At 52.2% G+C, this 21,245-nt stretch carries 21 protein-coding genes, 1 tRNA gene and 1 pseudogene; 15 read left to right on the top strand and 8 right to left on the bottom strand.

The window, feature by feature from the left end; all coding sequences use genetic code 11:
* Positions 1–36 precede the first annotated feature (36 nt).
* Entirely contained in the window at positions 37–1,755 is a 1,719-nt protein-coding gene (locus tag ABYK60_RS10285; RefSeq protein ID WP_372871948.1) for a flotillin family protein, read from the top strand.
* 146 nt (positions 1,756–1,901) lie between these two features.
* Here the strand turns inward: ABYK60_RS10285 and ABYK60_RS10280 are convergent, their stop codons facing one another.
* From ABYK60_RS10280 to ABYK60_RS10265, 4 genes are all read right to left on the bottom strand, one after another.
* Positions 1,902–2,639 carry a substrate-binding periplasmic protein gene (locus ABYK60_RS10280; RefSeq protein WP_372871930.1) on the bottom strand — a complete coding sequence of 246 codons (738 nt, stop codon included), beginning with the start codon at positions 2,637–2,639 and terminating at the stop codon, positions 1,902–1,904.
* A 49-nt stretch (positions 2,640–2,688) separates the two neighbouring features.
* A complete protein-coding gene (locus ABYK60_RS10275; RefSeq protein ID WP_372871929.1) occupies positions 2,689–3,324 on the bottom strand; it encodes a DUF2913 family protein in 636 nt (211 codons plus the stop codon).
* 105 nt (positions 3,325–3,429) lie between these two features.
* Positions 3,430–4,122, bottom strand: coding sequence for a peroxiredoxin-like family protein (locus ABYK60_RS10270; protein ID WP_372871928.1), 693 nt, complete (start codon positions 4,120–4,122; stop codon positions 3,430–3,432).
* 137 nt (positions 4,123–4,259) lie between these two features.
* A complete protein-coding gene (locus ABYK60_RS10265) occupies positions 4,260–5,558 on the bottom strand; it encodes a DEAD/DEAH box helicase (protein WP_372871927.1) in 1,299 nt (432 codons plus the stop codon).
* 270 nt (positions 5,559–5,828) lie between these two features.
* On the opposite strand from ABYK60_RS10265, the gene ABYK60_RS10260 reads away from it, so the two are divergent.
* The 11 genes from ABYK60_RS10260 to ABYK60_RS10210 all read left to right on the top strand — a co-directional run bounded on the left by ABYK60_RS10260 (position 5,829) and on the right by ABYK60_RS10210 (position 15,730).
* Entirely contained in the window at positions 5,829–7,058 is a 1,230-nt protein-coding gene (locus tag ABYK60_RS10260) for an EAL domain-containing protein (RefSeq protein ID WP_372871926.1), read from the top strand.
* Between the two features lie 101 nt (positions 7,059–7,159).
* Positions 7,160–8,113: a YbgA family protein gene (locus ABYK60_RS10255; protein ID WP_372871925.1), complete on the top strand. Its 954-nt coding sequence runs from the start codon at positions 7,160–7,162 to the stop codon at positions 8,111–8,113.
* 27 nt (positions 8,114–8,140) lie between these two features.
* Positions 8,141–9,571 (top strand): deoxyribodipyrimidine photo-lyase, encoded by a 1,431-nt coding sequence (gene phrB, locus ABYK60_RS10250; RefSeq protein WP_372871924.1) that lies wholly within the window; start codon positions 8,141–8,143, stop codon positions 9,569–9,571.
* Between the two features lie 4 nt (positions 9,572–9,575).
* Positions 9,576–10,046 (top strand): nuclear transport factor 2 family protein, encoded by a 471-nt coding sequence (locus ABYK60_RS10245; protein WP_372871923.1) that lies wholly within the window; start codon positions 9,576–9,578, stop codon positions 10,044–10,046.
* A gap of 3 nt (positions 10,047–10,049) precedes the next feature.
* Positions 10,050–10,847, top strand: coding sequence for an SDR family NAD(P)-dependent oxidoreductase (locus ABYK60_RS10240; RefSeq protein WP_372871922.1), 798 nt, complete (start codon positions 10,050–10,052; stop codon positions 10,845–10,847).
* A 42-nt stretch (positions 10,848–10,889) separates the two neighbouring features.
* The gene (locus ABYK60_RS10235) at positions 10,890–12,152 is read left to right on the top strand and encodes an NAD(P)/FAD-dependent oxidoreductase (RefSeq protein WP_372871920.1); all 1,263 of its coding nucleotides are present in this window, start codon (positions 10,890–10,892) and stop codon (positions 12,150–12,152) included.
* Positions 12,149–12,943, top strand: a complete 795-nt coding sequence (locus tag ABYK60_RS10230; RefSeq protein WP_372871919.1) for a DUF1365 domain-containing protein — start codon at positions 12,149–12,151, stop codon at positions 12,941–12,943. The genes ABYK60_RS10235 and ABYK60_RS10230 overlap by 4 nt, the downstream gene beginning before the upstream one ends.
* A 2-nt stretch (positions 12,944–12,945) precedes the next feature.
* Positions 12,946–14,178: a class I SAM-dependent methyltransferase gene (locus ABYK60_RS10225; protein WP_372871918.1), complete on the top strand. Its 1,233-nt coding sequence runs from the start codon at positions 12,946–12,948 to the stop codon at positions 14,176–14,178.
* Between the two features lie 15 nt (positions 14,179–14,193).
* Positions 14,194–14,703, top strand: a complete 510-nt coding sequence (locus tag ABYK60_RS10220; RefSeq protein ID WP_372871917.1) for a DUF2878 domain-containing protein — start codon at positions 14,194–14,196, stop codon at positions 14,701–14,703.
* The gene (locus ABYK60_RS10215) at positions 14,694–15,221 is read left to right on the top strand and encodes a chalcone isomerase family protein (protein WP_372871916.1); all 528 of its coding nucleotides are present in this window, start codon (positions 14,694–14,696) and stop codon (positions 15,219–15,221) included. The genes ABYK60_RS10220 and ABYK60_RS10215 overlap by 10 nt, the downstream gene beginning before the upstream one ends.
* Positions 15,209–15,730 carry a DUF3833 domain-containing protein gene (locus tag ABYK60_RS10210; RefSeq protein ID WP_372871915.1) on the top strand — a complete coding sequence of 174 codons (522 nt, stop codon included), beginning with the start codon at positions 15,209–15,211 and terminating at the stop codon, positions 15,728–15,730. Before ABYK60_RS10215 ends, ABYK60_RS10210 begins: the two co-directional genes overlap by 13 nt.
* Positions 15,731–15,798: 68 nt before the next feature.
* Here ABYK60_RS10210 and ABYK60_RS10205 read toward each other — a convergent pair whose 3' ends face one another.
* Positions 15,799–16,590: a DUF4097 family beta strand repeat-containing protein gene (locus ABYK60_RS10205; protein ID WP_372871914.1), complete on the bottom strand. Its 792-nt coding sequence runs from the start codon at positions 16,588–16,590 to the stop codon at positions 15,799–15,801.
* Positions 16,591–16,846: 256 nt separating this feature from the next.
* On the opposite strand from ABYK60_RS10205, the gene ABYK60_RS10200 reads away from it, so the two are divergent.
* The 3 genes from ABYK60_RS10200 (at position 16,847) to ABYK60_RS10190 (ending at position 18,264) form a co-directional block, all read left to right on the top strand.
* Positions 16,847–17,185, top strand: coding sequence for an FKBP-type peptidyl-prolyl cis-trans isomerase (locus ABYK60_RS10200; RefSeq protein WP_372871913.1), 339 nt, complete (start codon positions 16,847–16,849; stop codon positions 17,183–17,185).
* Positions 17,186–17,329: 144 nt separating this feature from the next.
* The gene (locus ABYK60_RS10195) at positions 17,330–17,650 is read left to right on the top strand and encodes a hypothetical protein (protein ID WP_372871912.1); all 321 of its coding nucleotides are present in this window, start codon (positions 17,330–17,332) and stop codon (positions 17,648–17,650) included.
* Between the two features lie 44 nt (positions 17,651–17,694).
* Positions 17,695–18,264, top strand: coding sequence for a CBS domain-containing protein (locus ABYK60_RS10190; RefSeq protein WP_372871911.1), 570 nt, complete (start codon positions 17,695–17,697; stop codon positions 18,262–18,264).
* Between the two features lie 110 nt (positions 18,265–18,374).
* Here ABYK60_RS10190 and ABYK60_RS10185 read toward each other — a convergent pair.
* The 3 genes and pseudogenes from ABYK60_RS10185 to dnaG all read right to left on the bottom strand — a co-directional run.
* Positions 18,375–18,451, bottom strand: a tRNA-Ile gene (locus ABYK60_RS10185).
* A gap of 182 nt (positions 18,452–18,633) precedes the next feature.
* Positions 18,634–20,487 (bottom strand): RNA polymerase sigma factor RpoD, encoded by a 1,854-nt coding sequence (gene rpoD / locus ABYK60_RS10180; protein ID WP_372871910.1) that lies wholly within the window; start codon positions 20,485–20,487, stop codon positions 18,634–18,636.
* A gap of 126 nt (positions 20,488–20,613) precedes the next feature.
* A pseudogene (dnaG, locus tag ABYK60_RS10175) lies at positions 20,614–21,245 on the bottom strand (DNA primase); the annotation flags it as partial.

Below are 21,245 nucleotides of genomic sequence, written 5' to 3'. Positions count from 1 at the left end.
GAAAACACTCAATTTTTTGCCGACAGCGGCACCTTTATGTTTGTGATGGCCGGTGTGGCCGTTCTTGGCCTGCTGGTCATCGGGCTGATTTTTGCCAAGCTCTATCGCCGGGCTACCAAAGAAACTGCCTTTGTCCGTACCGGTTTTGGTGGTGAAAAAGTGGTTAAAGATGGTGGCGCAATAGTGCTGCCCGTGCTGCATGAAACCATCCACGTGAATATGAATACCCTGCGTATTGAGGTGGAAAAAACTCAGAAAGATGCGCTTATCACCAAAGACCGCATGCGGGTGGACGTAAAAGCCGACTTCTATCTGCGGGTTGCCCCCCACGCCGAGGGCATTTCCATGGCGGCTCAGACTTTGGGTACCCGCACTACCCGGGTAGAAGAGCTGAAAAAACTGATGGAGTCCAAGTTTGTTGACGTGCTGCGTGCCGTGGCTGCTGAAATGACCATGACCGAGATGCACGAGCAGCGTGCTGACTTTGTGCAGCGGGTGCAAAATAATGTTGCCAACGACCTTGAGAAAAACGGGTTGGAGCTTGAGTCAGTGTCACTGACCGGCTTTGACCAGACTGAACTTGATTTCTTCAATGAAAATAACGCGTTCGACGCAGAAGGTCGTGCCCGTCTGGCTAAAATTATTGAAGAGAAGCGCAAAGAAACCAACGACATCCAGCAGGAAAACCGCATCAAGATCGAGATGAGAAACCTCGAGGCGGAAAAAGAATCACTGGAAATCAAAAAGTCTGAAGAAGAAGCCAAATTGGTGCAACAGCAGGCGCTGGAGTTCAAACGCGCCGAACAAAAGGCGGAAATCATCAAGCAGCGGGAGCAGAAGGCCCGTGAAGAGCGCGAGGCGGAAATTGCCAAGGAACGTGCGGTAGAAGCGGCCGAGATTGAAAAGACCCGCGAAATTGAAACCCGTGAGATTGAAAAGCGCAAAACCATTGAGCAGGCGCGCATTCAGCAGCAGCGTGACATTGAAGTCTCCGAGCAGGAAAAGCAAATTGCGGTAGCCGCCAAGTCGGAAGAAGAGTCTGCCGCCCGTGCCCGCGCCGCTGAAGCCGAAAAGCTGAAAGTGGAAAAAGAAGAAGCGGTTATTACCGTGCGTCAGGTGGCCGAGGCCAACCGTCGCAAAGAAATCGAAGTGATTGACGCCCGCAAAGAAGCCGAGCGTGAGGCCGTGGGCGTGACAGTTCAGGCCGAAGCAGAGAAGCGTGCAGCAGAAGACCGCTCGTCTGCCATCCTTACCGAAGCCCGCGCTGCCGCCGATGCCAAGAAGCTTAAGGCGGAGGCCGACCAGAAGGTATATGCGGTGGAAGCTGCCGGTAAGCAGGCCTTATACGAGGCCGAAAACGTGCTGCGAGATGAGCAGATTGAGCTGCAAAAGTCGCTTGCGATTTTGCGTGCCCTGCCTGAGATTGTGGCCAATGCGGTTAAGCCTTTGGAAAATATTGAAGGCATTAAGATTTTGCAGGGCTATGGCGCAAATGGTACCACGTTGGCCACTGGTGAAGGTGCTGCCAATGGCGGTATTGCCGAGCAGGTAACCCAGGCTGCCCTGAATTACCGTGCCAATGCCCCTGTGGTGGATGCCATGCTGCGGGAGCTGGGTCTGGTAGACAAAGATACAGGCGGCCTGAACGATTTGCTCACCGGAAACAATGCCCTGACTACCCAGGCAATGCAGGTGGTGGAGCAGGCCAAAACCCGTATTAATGGTCACCTGGTGCAGCAAGCCGCAGACGAATAAAAGGGTTACAAACAGCCATTAAAAAAGCGCCGAAAGGCGCTTTTTTAATGGCTGGGTACAGACACAGCAGGTGTTCAGGGTGTTGCATGGCAGTTGGCCCGCAGCGCTTTGGTAAACCAGAGTGTGCAATCTACTCAGGCCTGCGGCTAGTCATTATCCAATGTATGTGTGTACTTGTTTATGAGTCTGTCTATGGTGCCGTTCGCTTTTAATGTGGCGATAGCCTCGTTGATAGCCGGCAACAAATTTGCGCGTTCTTTTCTGAGTCTGAATACCAGATCGCCACTGGAGTGCTCGGCAGCCAGTGCTATTGGTAATTCCAGTTTGGCAGACCAATATAATGCGGTGTTATCGCCGCTGATTGCAGCCTGGATGCGTCCGCGATGCAATGCTTTTATCAGTTCTTGTTCTGACTTGAAATCTATCCGGGTGAAATCACCGTCATCGTGGTAGAGATAGCCCATTACGGTTCCGACTTCCCGGTTTTTGATCTTGGTGATGTCCAGCCAGTCGCTTTGATTCTGCGGCAGGGTAATCACATATTCGGTGATGGTCATAATAGGATCTGATTTGACAAACAGCGGACCAAAATTGCCGTGCTCGAACCAGCTGGGGCTGACGATATCGAAATCCAATGTCCCTTTGTCTAACGCCTGATTGGTGCGATTGGGGGGCAAGGGTATGTTTTGCCCCTGAATGTGAGCATGGGTAAATAAAGCTGGCAACAACTCTGAAATCAGTCCCGGGTTTTCTGAGTTGTTGGGGATGTAATAAGGGTACCAGCTGCTGGAGCCGGATACGCTGTACTTCAGGACTGGCAGATCAATATTATTTGAAAAGGCGAACACTGGAGTCAGCAACAAAGCGAAGAGCAACATGCGCATAAACTTCATGACCCTATTTGTTGATACTTGCTGTAACTTTACGCCTTTGTTAATGATTTGTCAGCAGTGCCAGCGAAGGCAGTTCATTTTCAGGAAACAGGCGGTATGCCTTGTGGTGCTTGATTAACGAACTCTTTTTGTCGCCCAGGGTCAGCATTAGACCATGGTCGAACGCGAGTTTTGCCAGTGCCTGTTCGTCACAGCGAACATAAAGGCTGATGGGCTTGATAAGCTCGCCGTCGCGGATGTTGGCCTGATATTCGTCGGCGCAAACAATGATGGAGGCCTGGCCATCGGCATCGAGTTTTAGTTTGGTTTTAATCGGGGTGTCGCTGTAGACGATAAAGTCCTGTTCGCGGGCGGCGTCCAGCATAGATGCAAGCGCGCTGCCCAGGGCGGTCGGTGATTGCATCAGCGCTGTGTATTGACTGCGGATCCGCTCTAAAAGTGAAGTTAGGTTGGCACCGGCGCCCAGGCTTCTGCCCTGACGAACCCACTGGGTAAGATCGTCGGCGATGCATTTGGCATAGCGTCTGTCTTTCAGTGCCTGTGCCATCCAACTGCACAGAAAATGGCTTTGCTGGGCGGCGGTGGCGTGGCTGCTGCCTGCGTTGGAGGCGGCGAGTGCATCGAGAGCATCGCTGGCCATACTGAGCAGAGTTTGGTTATAACCGGGAGTCGACATGGGTGTATCCAAAATAAAAAGGCGGCCTATTTTAGGAATAGCGGCTCCCGGCTGTAAAGTGGCTATTGTACCCGCAGCACCTGAATAGAGGCTGCGGTGCGCCACTTACTGCAGTGCCAGTTCGGCCGCGGTCAGAATAAGCCTGGGCGCCGGACGTACGCGGAAGTTTGGGTTGACGTACTGAAAGTGGATAAGGCCCTTTTTATCTGCGATATACACAGCCGGTACCGGCAACACCAAACGCTCATCGCCCTGAGGTGTTTTGAACAGTGTGTTTTCAAGCTTCATGCGGTTCAAATAGGTTTGGGTGGTCTGCTCGCTGGTGAAAAACGCCAGACCAAAGGCCTTGGACGCTTCCATATTGGCATCGGACAGCAGCAGATAGTCGAGCTGGCGCTCGCCTGCTGAGGCGGAAAGTTGCTCTGGGCTGTCAGGGCTTATCCCGACCAGTTGATAGCCAAGTTCAATCAGTTTGGGCTCAATCTCTTTGAGCTGTCCGAGCTGGTTATTGCAAAACGGACACCAGCCACCACGGTAGAAGAAGAAAACCGTGGGTTTACTCTCTGTGAGGGCTTTGAGGCTGACGGTTTTTCCTTTGCTGTCGCTGAGTTTAATATCGGGGATTACTTCCCCATTAAGCAGTGGTGATACCGATACTTCATCCTTGGCGATAGGGTTGGCTGAGGCTGGCATCAGCAGGCCGAGTGATAACACAGCTGCAAGCAGGTGGGTGCTGAGATTGGCAGCAGAGTCTGGGCGGCTTGTCAGAAGGCGAAGCGGTTGGGTTAAGGTGCGCATGTTAAATTCCCTTGGGCACGATTGGTGTTTGCCTAAAAGACCTGCGGTGGCCTGCAGGGCTTTCAGCTGACGGGAAAAAAACAGCGAAAAATAAAAAAGCGGCTCAGAGCCGCTTTTTTTCGATTGTTGTTAGGCAGTTATTTAATTTTCTTATCGCTGCCTTTTGAGCCTACCTTTACCTTAACCCTGCGGCCGGCCATGCTTTTTTCGGCAGCAACCTGAGCGATGGCATCGCTCTCAACCCGGGTCTTTTTGGCGAAACTGCGACGTTTTTGCAGCTGCTTGAGCAGCAGATCTCGGTTGGATACTTCATAACCTGGCATTACGATGCGCTTGAGCCGCTGACCGATGAGTTTCTCGATGTCAGATAAGGTGCGCTCTTCTTCGCGGCTGACAAAACTGATGGCTACGCCACTCTTGCCTGCGCGGCCGGTACGGCCAACGCGATGCACATAGTCTTCCGGCAGGAAAGGCAGATCGTAGTTGATCACATACTCAAGGTCAGGGATATCCAGGCCCCTGGCGGCCACTTCGGTGGATACCAATACCCGTAGTTTGCCTTCTTTGAAATCACTCAGAGCGCGTCGGCGGGTGCCCTGGGTCTTTTCACTGTGGATCACTGCCGCTGGAATGCCGTCAAGATTCAGTTCTTCTGTAAGCTTTTCACAGTCTTCCCGGGTGGCCGAGAACACCAGCACCCGTTGCCAGTTTTTACGACCAATCAGTTCAGACAGCAGTTCGCGCTTGCGGCGCTGCTCAACCGGATACACCACCTGGCTGACTGTGATGGCGGCAGTATTGTGCCTGTCTGCGGTGAGCACGCTGTGCTTTTTCATTATCTCATCGGCAAGCTTACGTACGCCGCCGGAAAAGGTTGCAGAGAACATCAGAGTCTGACGTTCTTTATTGGCAGCCTGGATAAGCTTTTGAATATCGGCGATAAAGCCCATATCGAGCATACGGTCGGCTTCATCCAGTACTAAAAATTCGATGCCAGCAAGAGACAGGTTACCCGCCAGCAGATGCTCAAGTAAACGACCGGGCGTGGCCACAATAATGTCGGTACCCTTACGCAGTTTTTGTGCCTGGGTTTCGGTTTTGCCGCCGCCGAAGACAGTCACAATGGACAAGTCCAGATAACGGCTGTAAGCCTGAATGTTTTTGGAAATCTGCTCTGTCAGTTCACGGGTGGGAGCCAGAATAAGCGCCCGTGCCTTGGTCGCTTCCATAGGTTTGGGGTTGTCAAACAGCTTTTGCAGAATAGGGAGGGCAAAGGCTGCCGTTTTACCCGTGCCGGTTTGGGCGGAGGCGAGCACATCCTGACCACGGCGAACCGGAGGAATGGCAAGGCGCTGAACCGGGGTCATGGTCTCGTAGCCGCATTCGGCGACGGCCTTCAGGATTTCTGGTGCAAAGCTGTAAGATTCAAATTTCATGGTCTTTCCTGGGCGTAAACAGACAGTTAACAAGGCGGCATTGGGTAATTTCAGCCTTGGTCGGAATATGCCTTTTCACAAAGGGGCGCGAATTATAGCAGATTTTTTATCCCCGGCTCGTCCTTTTATTTCTGCAAGGGTTTGACTTGATAACTCGCTGAACTAGGCTTTCAGTTACATGCCTTCATTAACCAGTGGTAAAGTTCGGGTTTCAGGGAAGAAACTGTCATCTGCTGTGACCCGACTCAATTAATATTCCGGAGTCGCAATATGTCAATTAATGTGCTGATCATTGACGATTCTCTGAGTTGTTGCCAGTTGCTTGCCAGTTATTTCAATACCCTCGACGTTAATCAAGTGGATTATTGTCATGAAGGCGGCAAGGCTCTGTCTCGGCTGGCGGCCAACCGGAATTATTACCATATATTGGTGGTTGACCTGCATATGCCGGGTATGGATGGTATTGAACTGCTGAGTAAATTAGCGCGGATTGGATTCCGTGGCGGGGTAATCATAGCCTCTGCTATGGAAAGCCGGATCATTGAAACGGCGTCAGAGGTGGTTATCGGTTCACGGCTTCGATTGCTTGGAGCCTTGATGAAGCCCATATGCCGTGCCCAACTACAGATCTGCATTGAAAGATTGTTGATGATGTCTCCCGAGCTGGTTAGCCCCAAGCGTCCGATGAAACTGGAGTCATTGAAGCAATCGATTATTCACCGGCGAGTCGTGCCCTACTATCAGCCTCAGGTCAATATCAACACAGGTCGGATTGAAGGCTTTGAAGTGCTGTGCCGTATGCAGCAGGGAGAGCAGCTTAAGCTCCTTACACCGGATTTTTTTATTGAGTTGGCCGAACAAAATAACTTGCTCAATGCAGTCTCTGAGCAACTGATAGACGGCGCGTTAGATGAATGGGGTGACATTGAACGACACCCTGACTGCAGTCTGGCGACTCTTTCTATTAACCTCACTCCAAAGCAACTTGGGCAGAGTTATTGGCCCTCTCGATTGAAACATTTTTGTGAGCAGCACCAGGTGGATATGGGGCGGGTGACAGTTGAGATAACAGAAAATCATGCTTTGGATCGTCAGTCGCAACATTCAGGAATCTCCCGCCTGCGACTGCATAATTTCGGCGTTGCGATAGACGATTTTGGAACCGGCTACACCAATCTGACCCAGCTGTGCCGTTTGCCAATCAGCGAGCTGAAATTGGATATGAGCCTGGTACGTGGCATCCATATGGATCCGCTTGCCCAAACTATTTTGAAGTCACTGTTGGATATCGGTAATCAGCTGGGCGTTAAAGTTGTTGCTGAAGGTGTTGAAGATCCACGGGATTTTGCGTTTCTTGAGAATGTCCCCGATTTGATTGTGCAGGGTTTTCTGGTGTGCCGCCCCAAGCCTTTTGGTGAATTGATGCGCTGGCTTAATGTGCGGCGAAAAGTCGGACAAAATCAAAAAGTCATCAGCTTGCAAACCGCAGCGCCCCACTGAGCGTGCCGGCAAAGTGCTGAGACTGTCAGCCAATAATTGCCACCTCAATGATCTTTTTGCCCAGCTATGCGTATTACAACAAAAATGCCGGGAGAGACATCATGCACGTATTCAATCCAGACAAAATCCAGATTGGGATCAGCGCCTGTTTATTGGGTCAACAGGTGCGTTTTGACGGCGGCCATAAAAACTCCGCTTATTGTCAGCAAGAGCTGAAGCAACATTTTGAGTTCGTGCCTGTTTGCCCTGAAATGGCCATAGGCCTTGGGGCGCCACGCAAAAGTATACGGCAGGTGCGTATTGGTAATGAAATCCGGATCCGCAGTGGCGATGGCACCCTGGACGTAACCGATGCTTTGACCGAGTTCAGCGCAAAAAAGACTGCTGAGCTTGGTTTTTTGGGTGGCTATTTGTTTTGCAGCAAGTCCCCTTCCTGCGGTATGGAGCGGGTAACCGTTTACAAAGCCGATGGTACGGGCGGCTCGAAAGAAGGCATAGGTGTCTTTGCCCGTGCGCTGATGAATCGCTTCCCCCATTTGCCGGTAGAAGAAGAAGGCCGGCTGCATGACATGGTTATTCGTGAGAACTTCTTCACCCGGGTCTATGCCTTCCACGACTGGCATTGTATGAGACAGGAAGGGCTTAGCCGTAAAGCGCTGACCGATTTCCATGCCCGCTATAAATACCTGTTGTTATCCCACAGTCCTGCCATTTACCGCACCCTCGGCCCATTGCTGGCCGGGAATGGCGAGCTTGAAGCTGTGGCCGATGCTTATTTCGATGGCTTTATGACGGCGCTTGAGCAAAAAGCCAGCCGTCGCAATCACACCAGTGCACTGCAGCATATTCAGGGATACTTTAAGACTTTCCTGTCCGGCAGCCAAAAGGCTGAGCTGACAGAAGCGATTCATGCTTACCGTCAGGGGCTGCAGCCGCTGTTGGTGCCCATTACCTTGATACGCCATTACCTGCGGGAGCATCCAAACGATTACATCGCAGCTCAGGTGTATTTGAATCCGCATCCTGACTCGCTGCGTCTGCGATATGCTTACTGACAAGATATTGAAAAACGGAAAAAAAGAATGAATACACTTGTCTGGTTCAGACAGGACTTGCGCACCCTTGATAACCATGCGCTCACCAGAGCGTGTGAGGAAGCCTGCGCACGGGGCAGTAAGGTGCATGCGATCTTTATTGCAAGCCCGGGTCAATGGCTACAACATGATATGGGGCAGCGGCAACAGCGTTTTTTACTGGCAAACCTCAATGTCCTGGGTGAAGCCCTTGGGCGTCTTGGGATCCCGCTTACTTTGCTGAAGGTCGATTTCTTTAATCAAACTGCGGCCGTTCTTAAGGCATTCTGCAAGGCCAATGACATTTCTGACATATTCGCCGGAGCGCAAATCGAAATTGATGAGCGCCGACGCGATCAAGCACTGCTGGACAAAGGATTCCCACTGCAACTGACTGATGAGCACTGCATATTGCCGCCCGGCAGTGTGGTTACTCAAGGGCAAAGGGAGCAAGACGGTGCCATGTACCGGGTATTTACGCCATTCGCCCGCCGTTGGCGTGATATCGCCGCCTCCCGCCCATTGTGGCCCATTCCGGCACCTGCGCCTGTTGGGGCACCAGTGGCTTTTATCCCCTTTGCATTTTGGGGCGATTCGACCCGGGACGACCCTGCGCTCGACAACTGGCCCGTTGGCGAGGATGCTGCACTCGAAAAACTGTCCCGCTTTCGTGAGCGTGCTATGGCACGTTACGGTGAGCAACGTGACTTTCCTGCCATCGACGGAACCAGCAGCCTGTCGCCCTACCTGGCGCTTGGGGTTATATCTCCCCGCCAATGTCTGGCCTCGCTGCTGGAAGCATTTCCGGATGTGTTTGTAAATGAAGCCTCGCCCGCGCGCACCTGGCTTAATGAGCTGGTGTGGCGTGAGTTTTACCGCCACTTGCTGGTGGCTTTTCCCGGGCTCAGCATGGCGAAGAATTTCAATTCCCTCGGTGACGCTATTTGCTGGCGTAACGATGAGCGTGAGTTCGAGGCCTGGAAAAACGGCCGCACTGGCTACCCGCTGGTGGATGCCGCGATGCGACAGCTTAAGCAAACCGGCTGGATGCACAATCGATTGCGGATGGTGGTGGCCAGCTTCCTCACCAAGCATTTGCTTATCGACTGGCGCTGGGGAGAGCGCTACTTCCGCGAGCAACTGATAGATGGCTGCCTGGCCGCGAATAATGGTGGTTGGCAGTGGGCCGCCGGTACAGGCTGTGATGCCCAGCCTTATTTTCGGATCTTTAACCCCATGAGTCAGTCAGAAAAATTTGATCCCGACGGCCTCTTTATCCGTAAGTATTTACCAGAGGTCGCTGACTGGCCTGTCAAATCTTTGCACAAGGCTAGTAGGGCGGGAGTGATTGATAGCGGCGGATACCCGGATATGTTGGTGGAACATGGTAAGGCTCGCTCGAGAGCCTTGGATGTGTTCTCTGTAATGAAGAAGGGCTGAAGATATGAACGCAAAACTGCAACCCAGAGGGAATGAACAGGAAATATCAGCGCAAATACAGCGGCTGATGGAACTCTATCGGCATCTTAACGCCAATAATCTGGAATTACTCGATGATGTATACAGTAATGATGTGGTGTTTTGCGACCCTGTGCACCGGATTGAAGGTTTGGTCGCATTAAAAACTTATTTTGTCCAGATGTACCAGGATCTCCGCAGTATCAACTTTACCTTCCATCAGGTCATGGACGATGGCCAACATGCCATGCTGGTGTGGACCATGGCCTTCAGTCACCCAAAACTGGCTTCGGGAAAACTCATCAGAGTTGACGGTGTAAGCCAGATTGCCTACGACCAACAAATTGAATTCCATCGTGATTTTTTTGACCTTGGTGCAATGGTGTATGAGCACATTCCCGGCCTTGGTGCTTTACTGAGATTATTGAAACGTCGTATTGGTCAAGGGCAGGGCTAGACAATGAGTAAGGCTACTGCATCAAAATCTTCGCGGGTACTGATAACAGGCGGGACATCCGGGATAGGTCTGGCATTGGTATCACGTTATCTCATGTTGGGGTGGCAGGTAATTGTTTGCGGACGCAACGAGACTCGGCTGAATGAGATACCTGTGGCCTATTCGGGATATGGTGCGCAACTATCTACCCTGGCATTTAACGTCTGTGATCGTATTGGCTGTCTTGAAGCTGCGGCTGAATTGAATGGGCGACTTGATCTTGTGATCCTAAACGCTGGTGGCTGCGAATACATAGATGATCCAAATATGTTTGACGGAAAATTGTTCGCGAGAGTGATAGAAAATAACTTAATTTCAGTTGGTTACTGCCTTGAGGCGTTCTTGCCTGCGCTGAAGGCCGGAGGGCGGGTCGCACTGATGGGCTCAAGCGCGGCGCTATTGCCATTGCCTCGGGCAGAAGCTTACGGTGCCTCAAAGGCGGCACTGGCCTATTTGGCCAACTCCTTGCGGCTTCATCTGGCAGCCAGTCGGATAGATGTTTCCCTGATTGAGCCAGGCTTTGTGCGCACGCCTTTGACCGATAAGAACGATTTCCCCATGCCGGGACGGATAGAAGTAGAAGATGCTGCTCGACGTATTGTCAGTGCGCTTTCCAGAGGCAAAGACCGAATTCAGTTCCCACGCAGATTGCTGTGGCCGATGCGCTTACTTGCACTGCTGCCTGACGCCCTTTGGGGACGGATTGCCAAAGCGGGTATCAGTGGTCAATCCTCTGCAGGTCTGATGAGAACTCGCCCCTGATGTACGCTCTGTATTTTTTGGTATTCACCACTGGAAGATAAGATGAAAAAAATCGCCGTTATCGGCTCGGGAATTTCCGGCCTCACCACTGCCCATTTGCTTTCAGGCCACCATGAGGTGAGTCTGTTTGAAGCCAATGATTATCTCGGTGGACACACGGCCACCGTGGATGTGTGCGTTGGCGGCAAAGACTACGCAATAGATACCGGCTTTATCGTTTTTAACGACCGCACTTACCCTAATTTTCTAAAGTTGCTGGCGCGGCTGTCAGTTAATCCTATGGCCACCGAAATGAGTTTTTCGGTACAAAACTTAGACAGCGGTCTTGAATATAATGGCCATACGCTGGCAACCCTGTTTGCCCAAAAGCGCAATCTATTGAACCCCAGGTTTTGGGGTTTCCTGAGTGAAATCATTAAATTCAATAAGCTGGGTAAGGCCTGTATTGAATCTGGGCAATTCCCCTGTAATACCCTGGGCGAGTTTCTGGCCAAAGAGCAGTTTTCCGCGTTTTTTTCCCGTCACTACATACTGCCCATGGGGGCAGCGATCTGGTCATCCAGCCTGGATGATATGGCGGCGTTTGAGCTTAAATTTTTCCTGCGCTTTTTCCATCACCATGGCCTGCTGAATGTCAGCGACCGCCCTCAATGGTATGTGCTCAAAGGGGGCTCACGCAGCTATATTCCCGCTCTGGTTGCACCTTTTGCCGAGCGCATTCATCTGTCGACTCCCATTACTGCGGTTAAGCGTAACCATGATGGTGTCGCCATTGAGATAAATGGTCAGGACTGGCTCGACTTCGACGAGTTGGTGTTGGCATGCCATAGCGATCAGGCGCTTAGATTACTCACCGATGCCACCGATACCGAGCGCGACCTGCTTGGCGCCTTGCCCTACAGGCGCAACGATGTGGTGCTGCACACTGACACCCGCTTGCTGCCCAAACGCCGTGCGGCCTGGGCAAGCTGGAACTATCGCCTCGATGAAGACAATCAGCGCCCGGCTGCGGTGACTTACCATATGAATACCCTGCAGCGACTGCCGGCGGGTTCACCGGACTTTATGGTCACCCTGAATCAAACCGACGCCATCGCCAAAGACAAAATTCTGCGTAAGTTCAGTTACGCCCATCCTGTGTTTTCCACGGCTGCCATGAACGCTCAGGCTCGCAGAATGGAGATTTGTGGTCAGCGGCACACCCATCTCGCCGGTGCCTATTGGTACAACGGTTTCCATGAGGACGGTGTACGAAGTGCGCTCGATGTGTGCCAACGCTTCGGTGTCACCCTGGAGAGTGCATGAACAGCGGCATCTTTTTTGGCCACGTGAGTCACCAGCGGCTGGGGCCGGTGCGCCACAGCTTCAGTTACCCCATGGCCATGTTGGTGATGGATTTGGATGAGCTGCCCAGGCTCGCCAGTCTCAGTTCCCTGTTTGGCTTTGACTGGTTTCGGCCGCTGCGGTTTCGTGCCGAAGATTATTTGGTGTCAGGTGCAGCGGATGACACTGCAGGCACTAAAGATAAACGCCCGGAACCGGCTGTGCTGGCGCTAAAACAAAGGGTGCTCGCCAAAGCCTGTGATCTTGGTGCCCAAGGCGAATTGAATCGAGTTGTGTTTGCCGGGCAGGTTCGCCATTTCGGGTTTTATTTCAGTCCGGTGAACTTCTTTTTTATCTGTGATGGCGAAAAGCAGCGTTACTTGCTGGCGGAAGTGAGCAATACCCCTTGGAATGAACGCCATTGCTATTTGGTTGATATCAACCAAGCTCATGAACAAGGCCTGGCGCTGAACGACAAAGTCTTTCACGTATCGCCTTTTATGACCCTGGATATGCGTTATCGCTGGCAGGTTGACGTCAACAGCGAATGTTTCAGGTTGCAAATTGATAACGAGCGTGATGGCGGTGAGCGACTGTTCCGTGCCGGATTACAGCTTCGCGGGCAGCCCTTTGATAGGGCAGGTCTTAATCAGTTTTTTAAACGTTTTCCTATGCTTACAGCCTATATTCTGTACGGCATTTATCGTCAGGCTCTGAGCCTGTTTCGAAAAGGTGTGACTTTTGTGGCCCACCCAGGGCCGGTGGAGAAATAACCATGGACAATACCGCAGTTGCCAATAAGAGCACTTCATCGACTCTGGAATCTTTGGCTCAGCGTATCTTGCTGACCGCTCTCAAAGGCTTGTCTTACGGTGGCCTGAGGCTGATTTTTGATGGCGAAACCCTGGTGTTTGGCAGTCATCAGGGGTCGCAGGCGGTGATACATGTGAAGTCGCCAAGGTTTTTTCGCGAAGTGCTATTGTCCGGCTCGGTTGGGGCGGGGGAGTCCTTTATTGACGGTCACTGGGACAGTCCGGATTTAACTGAGGTTGTGCGTCTTTTTGCCGCCAACCTGCCATTGCTCGAACGGCTGGAGAAGCGGTTTGCGTTTTTGTCCGGCGTTACCAACCGTGTCAGCCACCTGCTCAGTCGCAACAGTATTGAAGGCTCAAAGCGCAACATTCTGGCGCACTACGATTTGGGCAATGCTTTGTACGAGTGCTTCCTCGATAAGTCGATGCTGTACTCGTCTGCGATCTATCCCGACGTCAACGCGACTTTGGAAGCGGCGCAGCAGCACAAGCTTGCCACCATATGTGAGCGCCTGAAGCTCAAGCCAGGCATGGAACTCCTGGAAATTGGTACTGGTTGGGGAGCGCTTGCCATCTACGCTGCCAGCCATTACGGGGTTAAGGTTACCACTACCACTATTTCTGATGCGCAGCATGACTATGCCTTGGCGCGTATTCGCGAAGCTGGGCTCGAAGGTCAGATTACTCTGCTTAAAAAAGATTATCGCCTGCTTGAAGGTAAATACGATCGCCTGGTTTCCATTGAGATGATTGAAGCTGTGGGACACGAATACCTGCCGGGTTTCTTTGGCAAGCTTGAAAGCCTGCTCAAAGACGAGGGTTTGATGTTGCTGCAGGCCATTACCATCGCAGACCAGAGGTACGAGAGCTACCGAAAAGGCTGTGACTTCATCCAAAAATATATCTTCCCCGGTGGCTGTTTACCCTCGGTCAGCCGCATGGCCGCACTGCTTGCCCAGCGTACAGACATGGTGATGATGAGTCTGGATGACATAGGTGAAGATTATGCCCGCACCCTGAAGCACTGGCACGAGAACGTCGACCGTGAACTGCCGCAAATCCGTGCTCTGGGGTACGATGAACGCTTCATCCGTTTGTGGAAATTCTACCTGAGCTACTGTGAAGGTGGCTTCTGGGAGCGAACCACCAGTGCGGTGCATCTGGTGGCTGCAAGGCCTGGCTGGCGCCCCCAATAATCAAAGGAGCCTTCTATGACCCGGCAATGGTTTTTGCTGTTGAGTGCCGCCATTTACACCGCCGCATGGTGGCTTGCGGTGCTGTGGCGCGGCGAGGGGCTGATTTGGCTGTGTTTATTACTTTTGGTGCATTTTGCCCTGAGCCCAACACGGCTTAGGGATTTCCAGCTACTGCCGCTGGCCCTGATTGGCATGACCATGGATACCCTGCTTATGTACGCAGGGGTATTTGAATTCAGTGCCATGCCGGTATGGCTTATGCTGCTGTGGCTGCATTTTTTACTTGCCATGGGACATTGTCTGGCCTGGCTAGGCAACCAGCCTGTTTGGTTACAGGCCGGTGCCGGTGTGATTGGTGGCGCGGGCAGCTACCTTGCCGGCGCACAGCTTGGTGCCGTGTCACTGCCACTTGGGAACCTGCTCACTTTGCTGTTGTTGGCGCCCCTTTGGGCGGTCATCATTCCCGGCTTCTTTTGGCTGCAGCAAAGGCTGCCAGGTAAGGAGGGCTATGTATCATGGCGATAATACGGCTGTGCGGTGCATTCCTGATGATGGCTGTCAGCGGTCTGGCAATTTCAGGCAGCGATGCAGCACCCCTTGATGGCATGAACCGGGTGGGTAAAGGACAAATGAATTGGCTGTGGCTTGAGTTATACCATGCCAGCCTTTACACAGTTGACGGTCGCTATCAGGCCGGCCGCTACCCTCAGGCGCTGGAAATCCAATATTCCCGGGATATCAAAGCCAAAGAATTGCTGGATGCCACTGGCAGCGAATGGCAAAAGCAGGGTTTGAATGAGTCCCAGGTGAAAGTGTTTTTGGCTAAACTTGCCCCTCTCTGGGTTGATGTGAAGCGGGGCGACACTCTGCTGCTGGTGGCGAGTGACGAGAACCACGGCGAGTTTTTTTATAATGGTCAATCCCTTGGCGGGGTTGTCGACACAGGACTGATGCAGGTCTTTTTGGGGATCTGGCTAAGAGACGACACCAGTGAGCCCTCGCTCAGGGCGCAGCTATTGGGAGAGACCTCATGCGACTGCTAGCGCTATTGCTTTGTGCAAGCTTTCTTTTGGGATGCGAGAGCGCAGACATCGATGATTATCGCGGTGTAAACAACGAGCTGAAGCTGGAACACTTTTTTGTGGGCGAACTCGATGCCCATGGCATGGTGCAGGATATCAGCGGCAAGGTCACCCGCCGCTTTGTGGTCGCCATGCAGGGTCGGCTCGACGGCGCGCGCATCATTCTTGAAGAGGACTTTGTGTTTGATGACGGTGAAAAGCAGCGCCGGGTATGGCAGCTCGAACCACAGGGCGGTGGTCGCTGGCTTGGTCGTGCCGATGATATTTTAGGTGTCGCCGAGGGGCAGCTGGAAGGCTTTGCCCTGCGCTGGCGCTACGATATGCGCCTTAAGGTGGATGGCAGCGAGGTTGAGGTAGCTTTTGACGACTGGCTCTATCTGATTGATGAAAACACCCTGCTTAACAAGAGCGATATCAATAAGTTTGGTATCACGGTTGGCCAGGTGACCCTGGTCATTCGCAAGCGCTGAAATATCGCAAAAGGGTGGGCCGAAGCAGCCAAGGCAAGCCCGGGACCGCTTCAGCGCCGGGAAGATGTTTACAGGGTAACGCCTGAGCGGATGTTGTTTGAGGTGACGTTACCTGAGCCAGTTTCGTGCAGTACCAGACTCTCGGCATCGCTGACCTTGATATTGCCGGAACCGTCGGTGATCTCGACTTTGGCGGCAACTCTACTCACATCAATATTGCCCGAGCCATCGTTTATTTCGATATTGGCGTTTATATCTGACGCCTGAATATTGCCAGAACCATCTTTAATGTGGGTGTTGCCACCGACATTGCTGATGTCAATGTCACCGGAGCCATCGGTGATACTCAGGGTACCAACGATATCCGTGAGCTCAATATCGCCTGAGCCGTCTTCAATGGACACCGTATTGCCCCCCATCAGTTCGATGTTGCCAGAGCCATCTTTCACCTTAATGTTGCCCTTGAGGCCACTGATGTGAATATCGCCTGAGCCATCCTCCAGCTCGAGGTTGAAGTTTGCTGGAACTGTAACTGTGATATCTATGTATGGAGACTTGCCAAACCAGGATGTATTTGCAGGGAATTTGGCTACCAGAAATGCATCATTGCCCCGTTGTTCAAGCTTCAGCTCAGGCTCCCTGTCACCTTGATGACCTATCAGTGCCGTTACGGTCACTGTATCCGTATCTGCACTGGTTTTGAGGGTGAAGCCGCCTGCTCCCACCTCAGCGTTAAGGCCGGTCAGCGACGAAGCAGGCAGCGATAGCTCGCGAAGTTGTTCGTCTGCTGCGGCAACTACAGATGAAAATATCATTCCTGAGGTCAGGGCGAGGGCAATAACGGATTTGCTGAGGGTCATGGTGAATTCCTTGTACTGAACCATTGAATAGTGATTTACGCTTTACCAGTAAAGCATAAGTTGTGCCACACTTTAAGTTTATGATATTTAGGTAATTATATTTTTTCATTACTTGGTGGATTGTATCGGACACTAAAAACTGGTCGATTTCACCACAGTGGACATAGCAGGTGCCTGCGACCTGTCCGCTTACAGTCCTTCTGTTGCGGGTGGCTGTGGTAAACTTCTGCTCCTACAAACTGTAAGAGATCTCCCAATGACAGAACTGATAATTGAAGATTTGTTGGAAGGCGAGGGTAAGGCCGCCGTCAAGGGCGCCCTTATCACCACGCACTATCGCGGCTGGCTTGCCGATGGCACTGAGTTTGATTCGTCCCATAAACGGGGGCAGGGGTTCCAGTGTGTGATTGGCACCGGCCGGGTAATCAAGGGCTGGGATCAGGGCATTATCGGCATGAAAGTGGGTGGTAAGCGCCGTTTGCAGGTACCGGCGCATTTGGGCTATGGCGAGCGCCAGATAGGCAATATGATCCCGCCCAACTCAGATTTGACCTTCGAGATTGAATTGCTCGAAGTGCTGACACGAGATGAATAAGATGATTGCCCCACTTTGCCTTGAAAATAGGCGCGGCTGATGTCGCAAGATTAAAATTTTTTCATCAGGGTGATAGCCATTGCCAGCCTACAGCGACTTCCTCTAGCATGACGAATGTGACTCAGAATTGATCAGGATCACAGAATGTTGAGCAGGCAAGTTGTTGTTTGGCTATTTACGCTGACCGTGTTGCTGGGGATCCCCGCCATGGAGCGTGCCGATTTTGCCCATGGCCCCGTGCTGCTGGACAGCAGCCATGCTGTCAGCCTTTTGCCTGTTTCTGAGCCCTCCCTTAATTCCTTGCGTCCGCCGCAGGGGGATGAAGAGTTGCCAGTGCAGGCTGTGCCAATGCCGCTTGCGCAGTATAGCGTCTTCCCCCTCGTTTTTGCGGACACTCGTGATATCGCATTGCATAGCCTGTGCCGTCATTTTCCGACTGGGTGCTCTCCTCCTTTGACCGTTTGATTTACCGGTCGTTAATCAAAATCAATTATCAAAGGAAGAATTCCATGAAAACTCTGCATCCCTTTTCTCTGGGCGCACTGCCTCTGCGCGCTGCCCATCATACACTGACTGAGCAAAGCAGCGCCTTATCTGCCATGCAAGCGATTGCCGATCATCATCTTTGGTCTCTGCCCGCCGACATGTCGGTGGCCGATGCCCGAAAACGTCTGTTGTCTGCACCGGGAATTATTTTTCTTGTGACAGACTCACGCGGACGCTGGCAAGGGGTTGTTGGGGCGACAGAACTTGCCGCCGACCGTATTCTGTCGATGGTCAGCAAGACTGTGACGCCCTTTTCGTTGACGCTGGCTGACGTAATGTTACCCCGTGACAGATTGCAGGCGGTGACCCTGAATGAGCTGCAATATGCCAGCGTCGGGGATGTCAGACGTACGCTTGCCCATGCTAGTGAGCGAATGTTATTGGTGGTGGATGCCGACGACAGTCTGTGTGGAGTCATCAGTGCCGATGAGATAGCCGAGCGCATTAGTTTGCCGCTGCAGAACCGGGCGCGACACGCTGCCGAGATTGTCCATCAGCTGCATGAAAGCCATAGACTGGTGGTGAATCCCTGAACTGAGCAGGCAGGCTGGCAAATGCCAGCCTGCAGCAAGGGCTCTGAGTGAATCATCCTCAGATAAAAACAAAAAAGCCCATGATGACATGGGCTTTTTTGTTTCGAATTTGGTGGCCCCTCACGGACTTGAACCGTGGACCTAACGATTATGAGTCGTGTGCTCTAACCAACTGAGCTAAGGGGCCATATTTGCCGCGGCGTTCCCCGAGGCGGCTTGCAGTATACGAAGTTTGCCAAGGCTTGTCACGGGGCAAATGGCGCAAAATTCCAGCTTGATGTTCAATTGGTTAATGGGTAATCAGCTGCAAGGCAGCCCGTAAATAACAAAGCCACCCGAAGGTGGCTTTGTGTTGCTGTGCACTGATTTTTAATCGTCGAGGAATGACTTGAGAATTTCAGAGCGGCTTGGGTGGCGCAGCTTACGCAGAGCTTTGGCTTCAATCTGACGGATACGCTCACGGGTAACGTCGAACTGTTTACCCACTTCCTCGAGGGTGTGGTCAGTGTTCATGTCGATACCGAAACGCATCCGCAGTACCTTGGCCTCACGTGCAGTCAGACCTGCCAGTACTTCGTGAGTGGCTTGCTTGAGGCTCTCGCTGGTGGCGCTGTCCAGTGGCAGCTCGAGGGTGGTGTCCTCGATAAAATCGCCCAGATGCGAGTCTTCATCATCACCAATTGGGGTTTCCATGGAGATTGGCTCTTTGGCGATTTTCAGTACCTTGCGGATCTTGTCCTCAGGCATGGCCATGCGCTCAGCCAGTTCTTCAGGGGAGGGTTCACGACCCATTTCCTGCAGCATCTGGCGGCTGATGCGATTGAGCTTGTTAATGGTCTCAATCATATGCACCGGAATACGGATGGTTCGGGCCTGATCTGCAATAGAGCGGGTGATAGCCTGACGTATCCACCAGGTCGCGTAGGTCGAGAACTTGTAACCGCGACGGTATTCAAACTTGTCCACCGCCTTCATCAGGCCGATGTTACCTTCCTGGATGAGATCCAGGAATTGCAGGCCGCGGTTGGTGTATTTCTTGGCGATAGAAATTACCAGACGCAAGTTGGCCTCAACCATTTCTTTCTTGGCACGGCGAGCTTTGGCTTCACCGATGCTCATGCGGCGGTTGATATCTTTGATGGATTCAATGGACAAACCGGTTTCCACTTCTATGGATTCCAGCTTGCTGCGACAGCGCTGTACGTCTTCTTCAACCAGCTTCAGATCAGCGGAGTAAGCACGACCGGCTGCGATTTCTTTGTTAAACCAGCTCAGATCGGTTTCATTACCGGTGAAGAGCTTTACAAAGTTCTTCTTTGGCATCTTGGCTTGCTCAACACACAGCTTCATGATCAGGCGTTCCTGAACGCGAACCTTGTCCATCATTTCGCGCATGCTTTTGACCAGGCGGTCAAATTGCTTGGGCACCAGACGGAATTCTTTGAAGATCTCACCCAGCTCAAACAGGGCTACGGTGGCTTCGGGGTGTGCGCGGCCTTTGACTTCAATAATCTTCAGCGCGTTGTAGTAAGAGGTCCGCAAGGCGGCAAAACGCTCACGGGCAACTTCCGGATCAGGACCCTTGGCACCGTCGTCGTCGCTGCTGTCGCCGTCTTCATCTTCATCTTCATCATCGTCCGTATCGTCTTCATCTTCCAGCTCTTCTTCTGAAAGTTCGGAACCGATATGGGTTGCAGAGGGAGCAACATCTTCTTCGTTGGGATCAACAAAGCCAGAAATAATGTCAGACAGACGGATAGCATCGGCTTCGAACTGGTCGAATTGCTCCAGTATCATGGCGATGGCTTGTGGGTATTCTGCCACCGAACTCTGAACCGTGTTGATGCCTTCTTCGATGCGCTTGGCGATAACGATTTCGCCTTCACGGGTCAGCAGTTCAACGGTACCCATTTCACGCATGTACATGCGCACAGGGTCAGTAGTGCGGCCCAGTTCACTCTCTACTGTGGCCAGCGCCGCTGCAGCTTCTTCAGCGGCATCTTCGTCAGTATTGTCTTCGGACATCATCATGTCATCGGCATCCGGCGCTTCTTCGAATACGCGGATACCCATGTCATTGATCATCTGGATAATATCTTCGATCTGGTCTGAATCGACCATATCTGCAGGCAAGTGGTCATTCACTTCTGCATAGGTTAAGTAACCTTGCTCTTTACCTTTGGCGAGCAACAATTTGAGTTGCGACTGCGGAGTATGATCCATAGATATCATCCAATTTGGGTAATTGTTACAACGATGGCGACTGTGACAGAGTCACAAAGCCGCGCAAATCGTCAATTATAGCCATCTGCCTAAGCCTGTGCCAGAGGGGCGGGGCGGTTTTTTGCCCTAGTTCATACCCTTCATCACAGCAATTAGCTTTTGGAGTTGCAGCTTTTCTTCCCGGGTCAGGTCGGGTTTGATGCTGAGCTCCTGGTAGCGCTGCTCAATATATTGATTATTGAGCCATATCAGCGTTTTGCGAAATTCCTGAGCCACATTGTCTTCGGCTATCTGGTGTTCCCACTGGGCCAGCTTGGTCAAAGGGCTCCAGTGTTCGGTTTCCCGATAATGTTCCAACAGTTGCGCTGTGGTCAGCGCCTTGTCCCGGGTCAGTTCAAGCAGCTCTGTCAGCAGCCCCAATCCGGTCATACGGATATGGCTCAACGCTGGTTGCACTGCCAGACCATGACCCAGCTCGGGGCTTTGCACCAACAGGGCAATCGCCAGACGCAGTGGAGTACCGCGTCCTTTGAGGCCTTTTTGAGCCATTATTTTGGCCCCGCCGGTTTGGCCCCCAATGCCGAGCTTCTTCTTTAAATCCTCACTGCTGTTCATACCCAGTTTGTGGGCAAGGTTTTCAAGCAGCAGATTAGCCAGCACCGGGTCTTTTATTTTTTCAATCAAGGCGATGGCCTGTTTGGCCAGGTTGCCTTTGTCGGTTCCGAATTTTTGCGACAGCGTTTCAAACAGATAATCTG

Source organism: Shewanella sp., assembly GCF_041630135.1.
In the GTDB taxonomy this organism is placed as follows: Bacteria; Pseudomonadota; Gammaproteobacteria; order Enterobacterales; family Shewanellaceae; genus Shewanella.
Note: the sequence above shows the minus strand (reverse complement) of the source record. Positions and strands in the feature narration are given on the sequence as shown.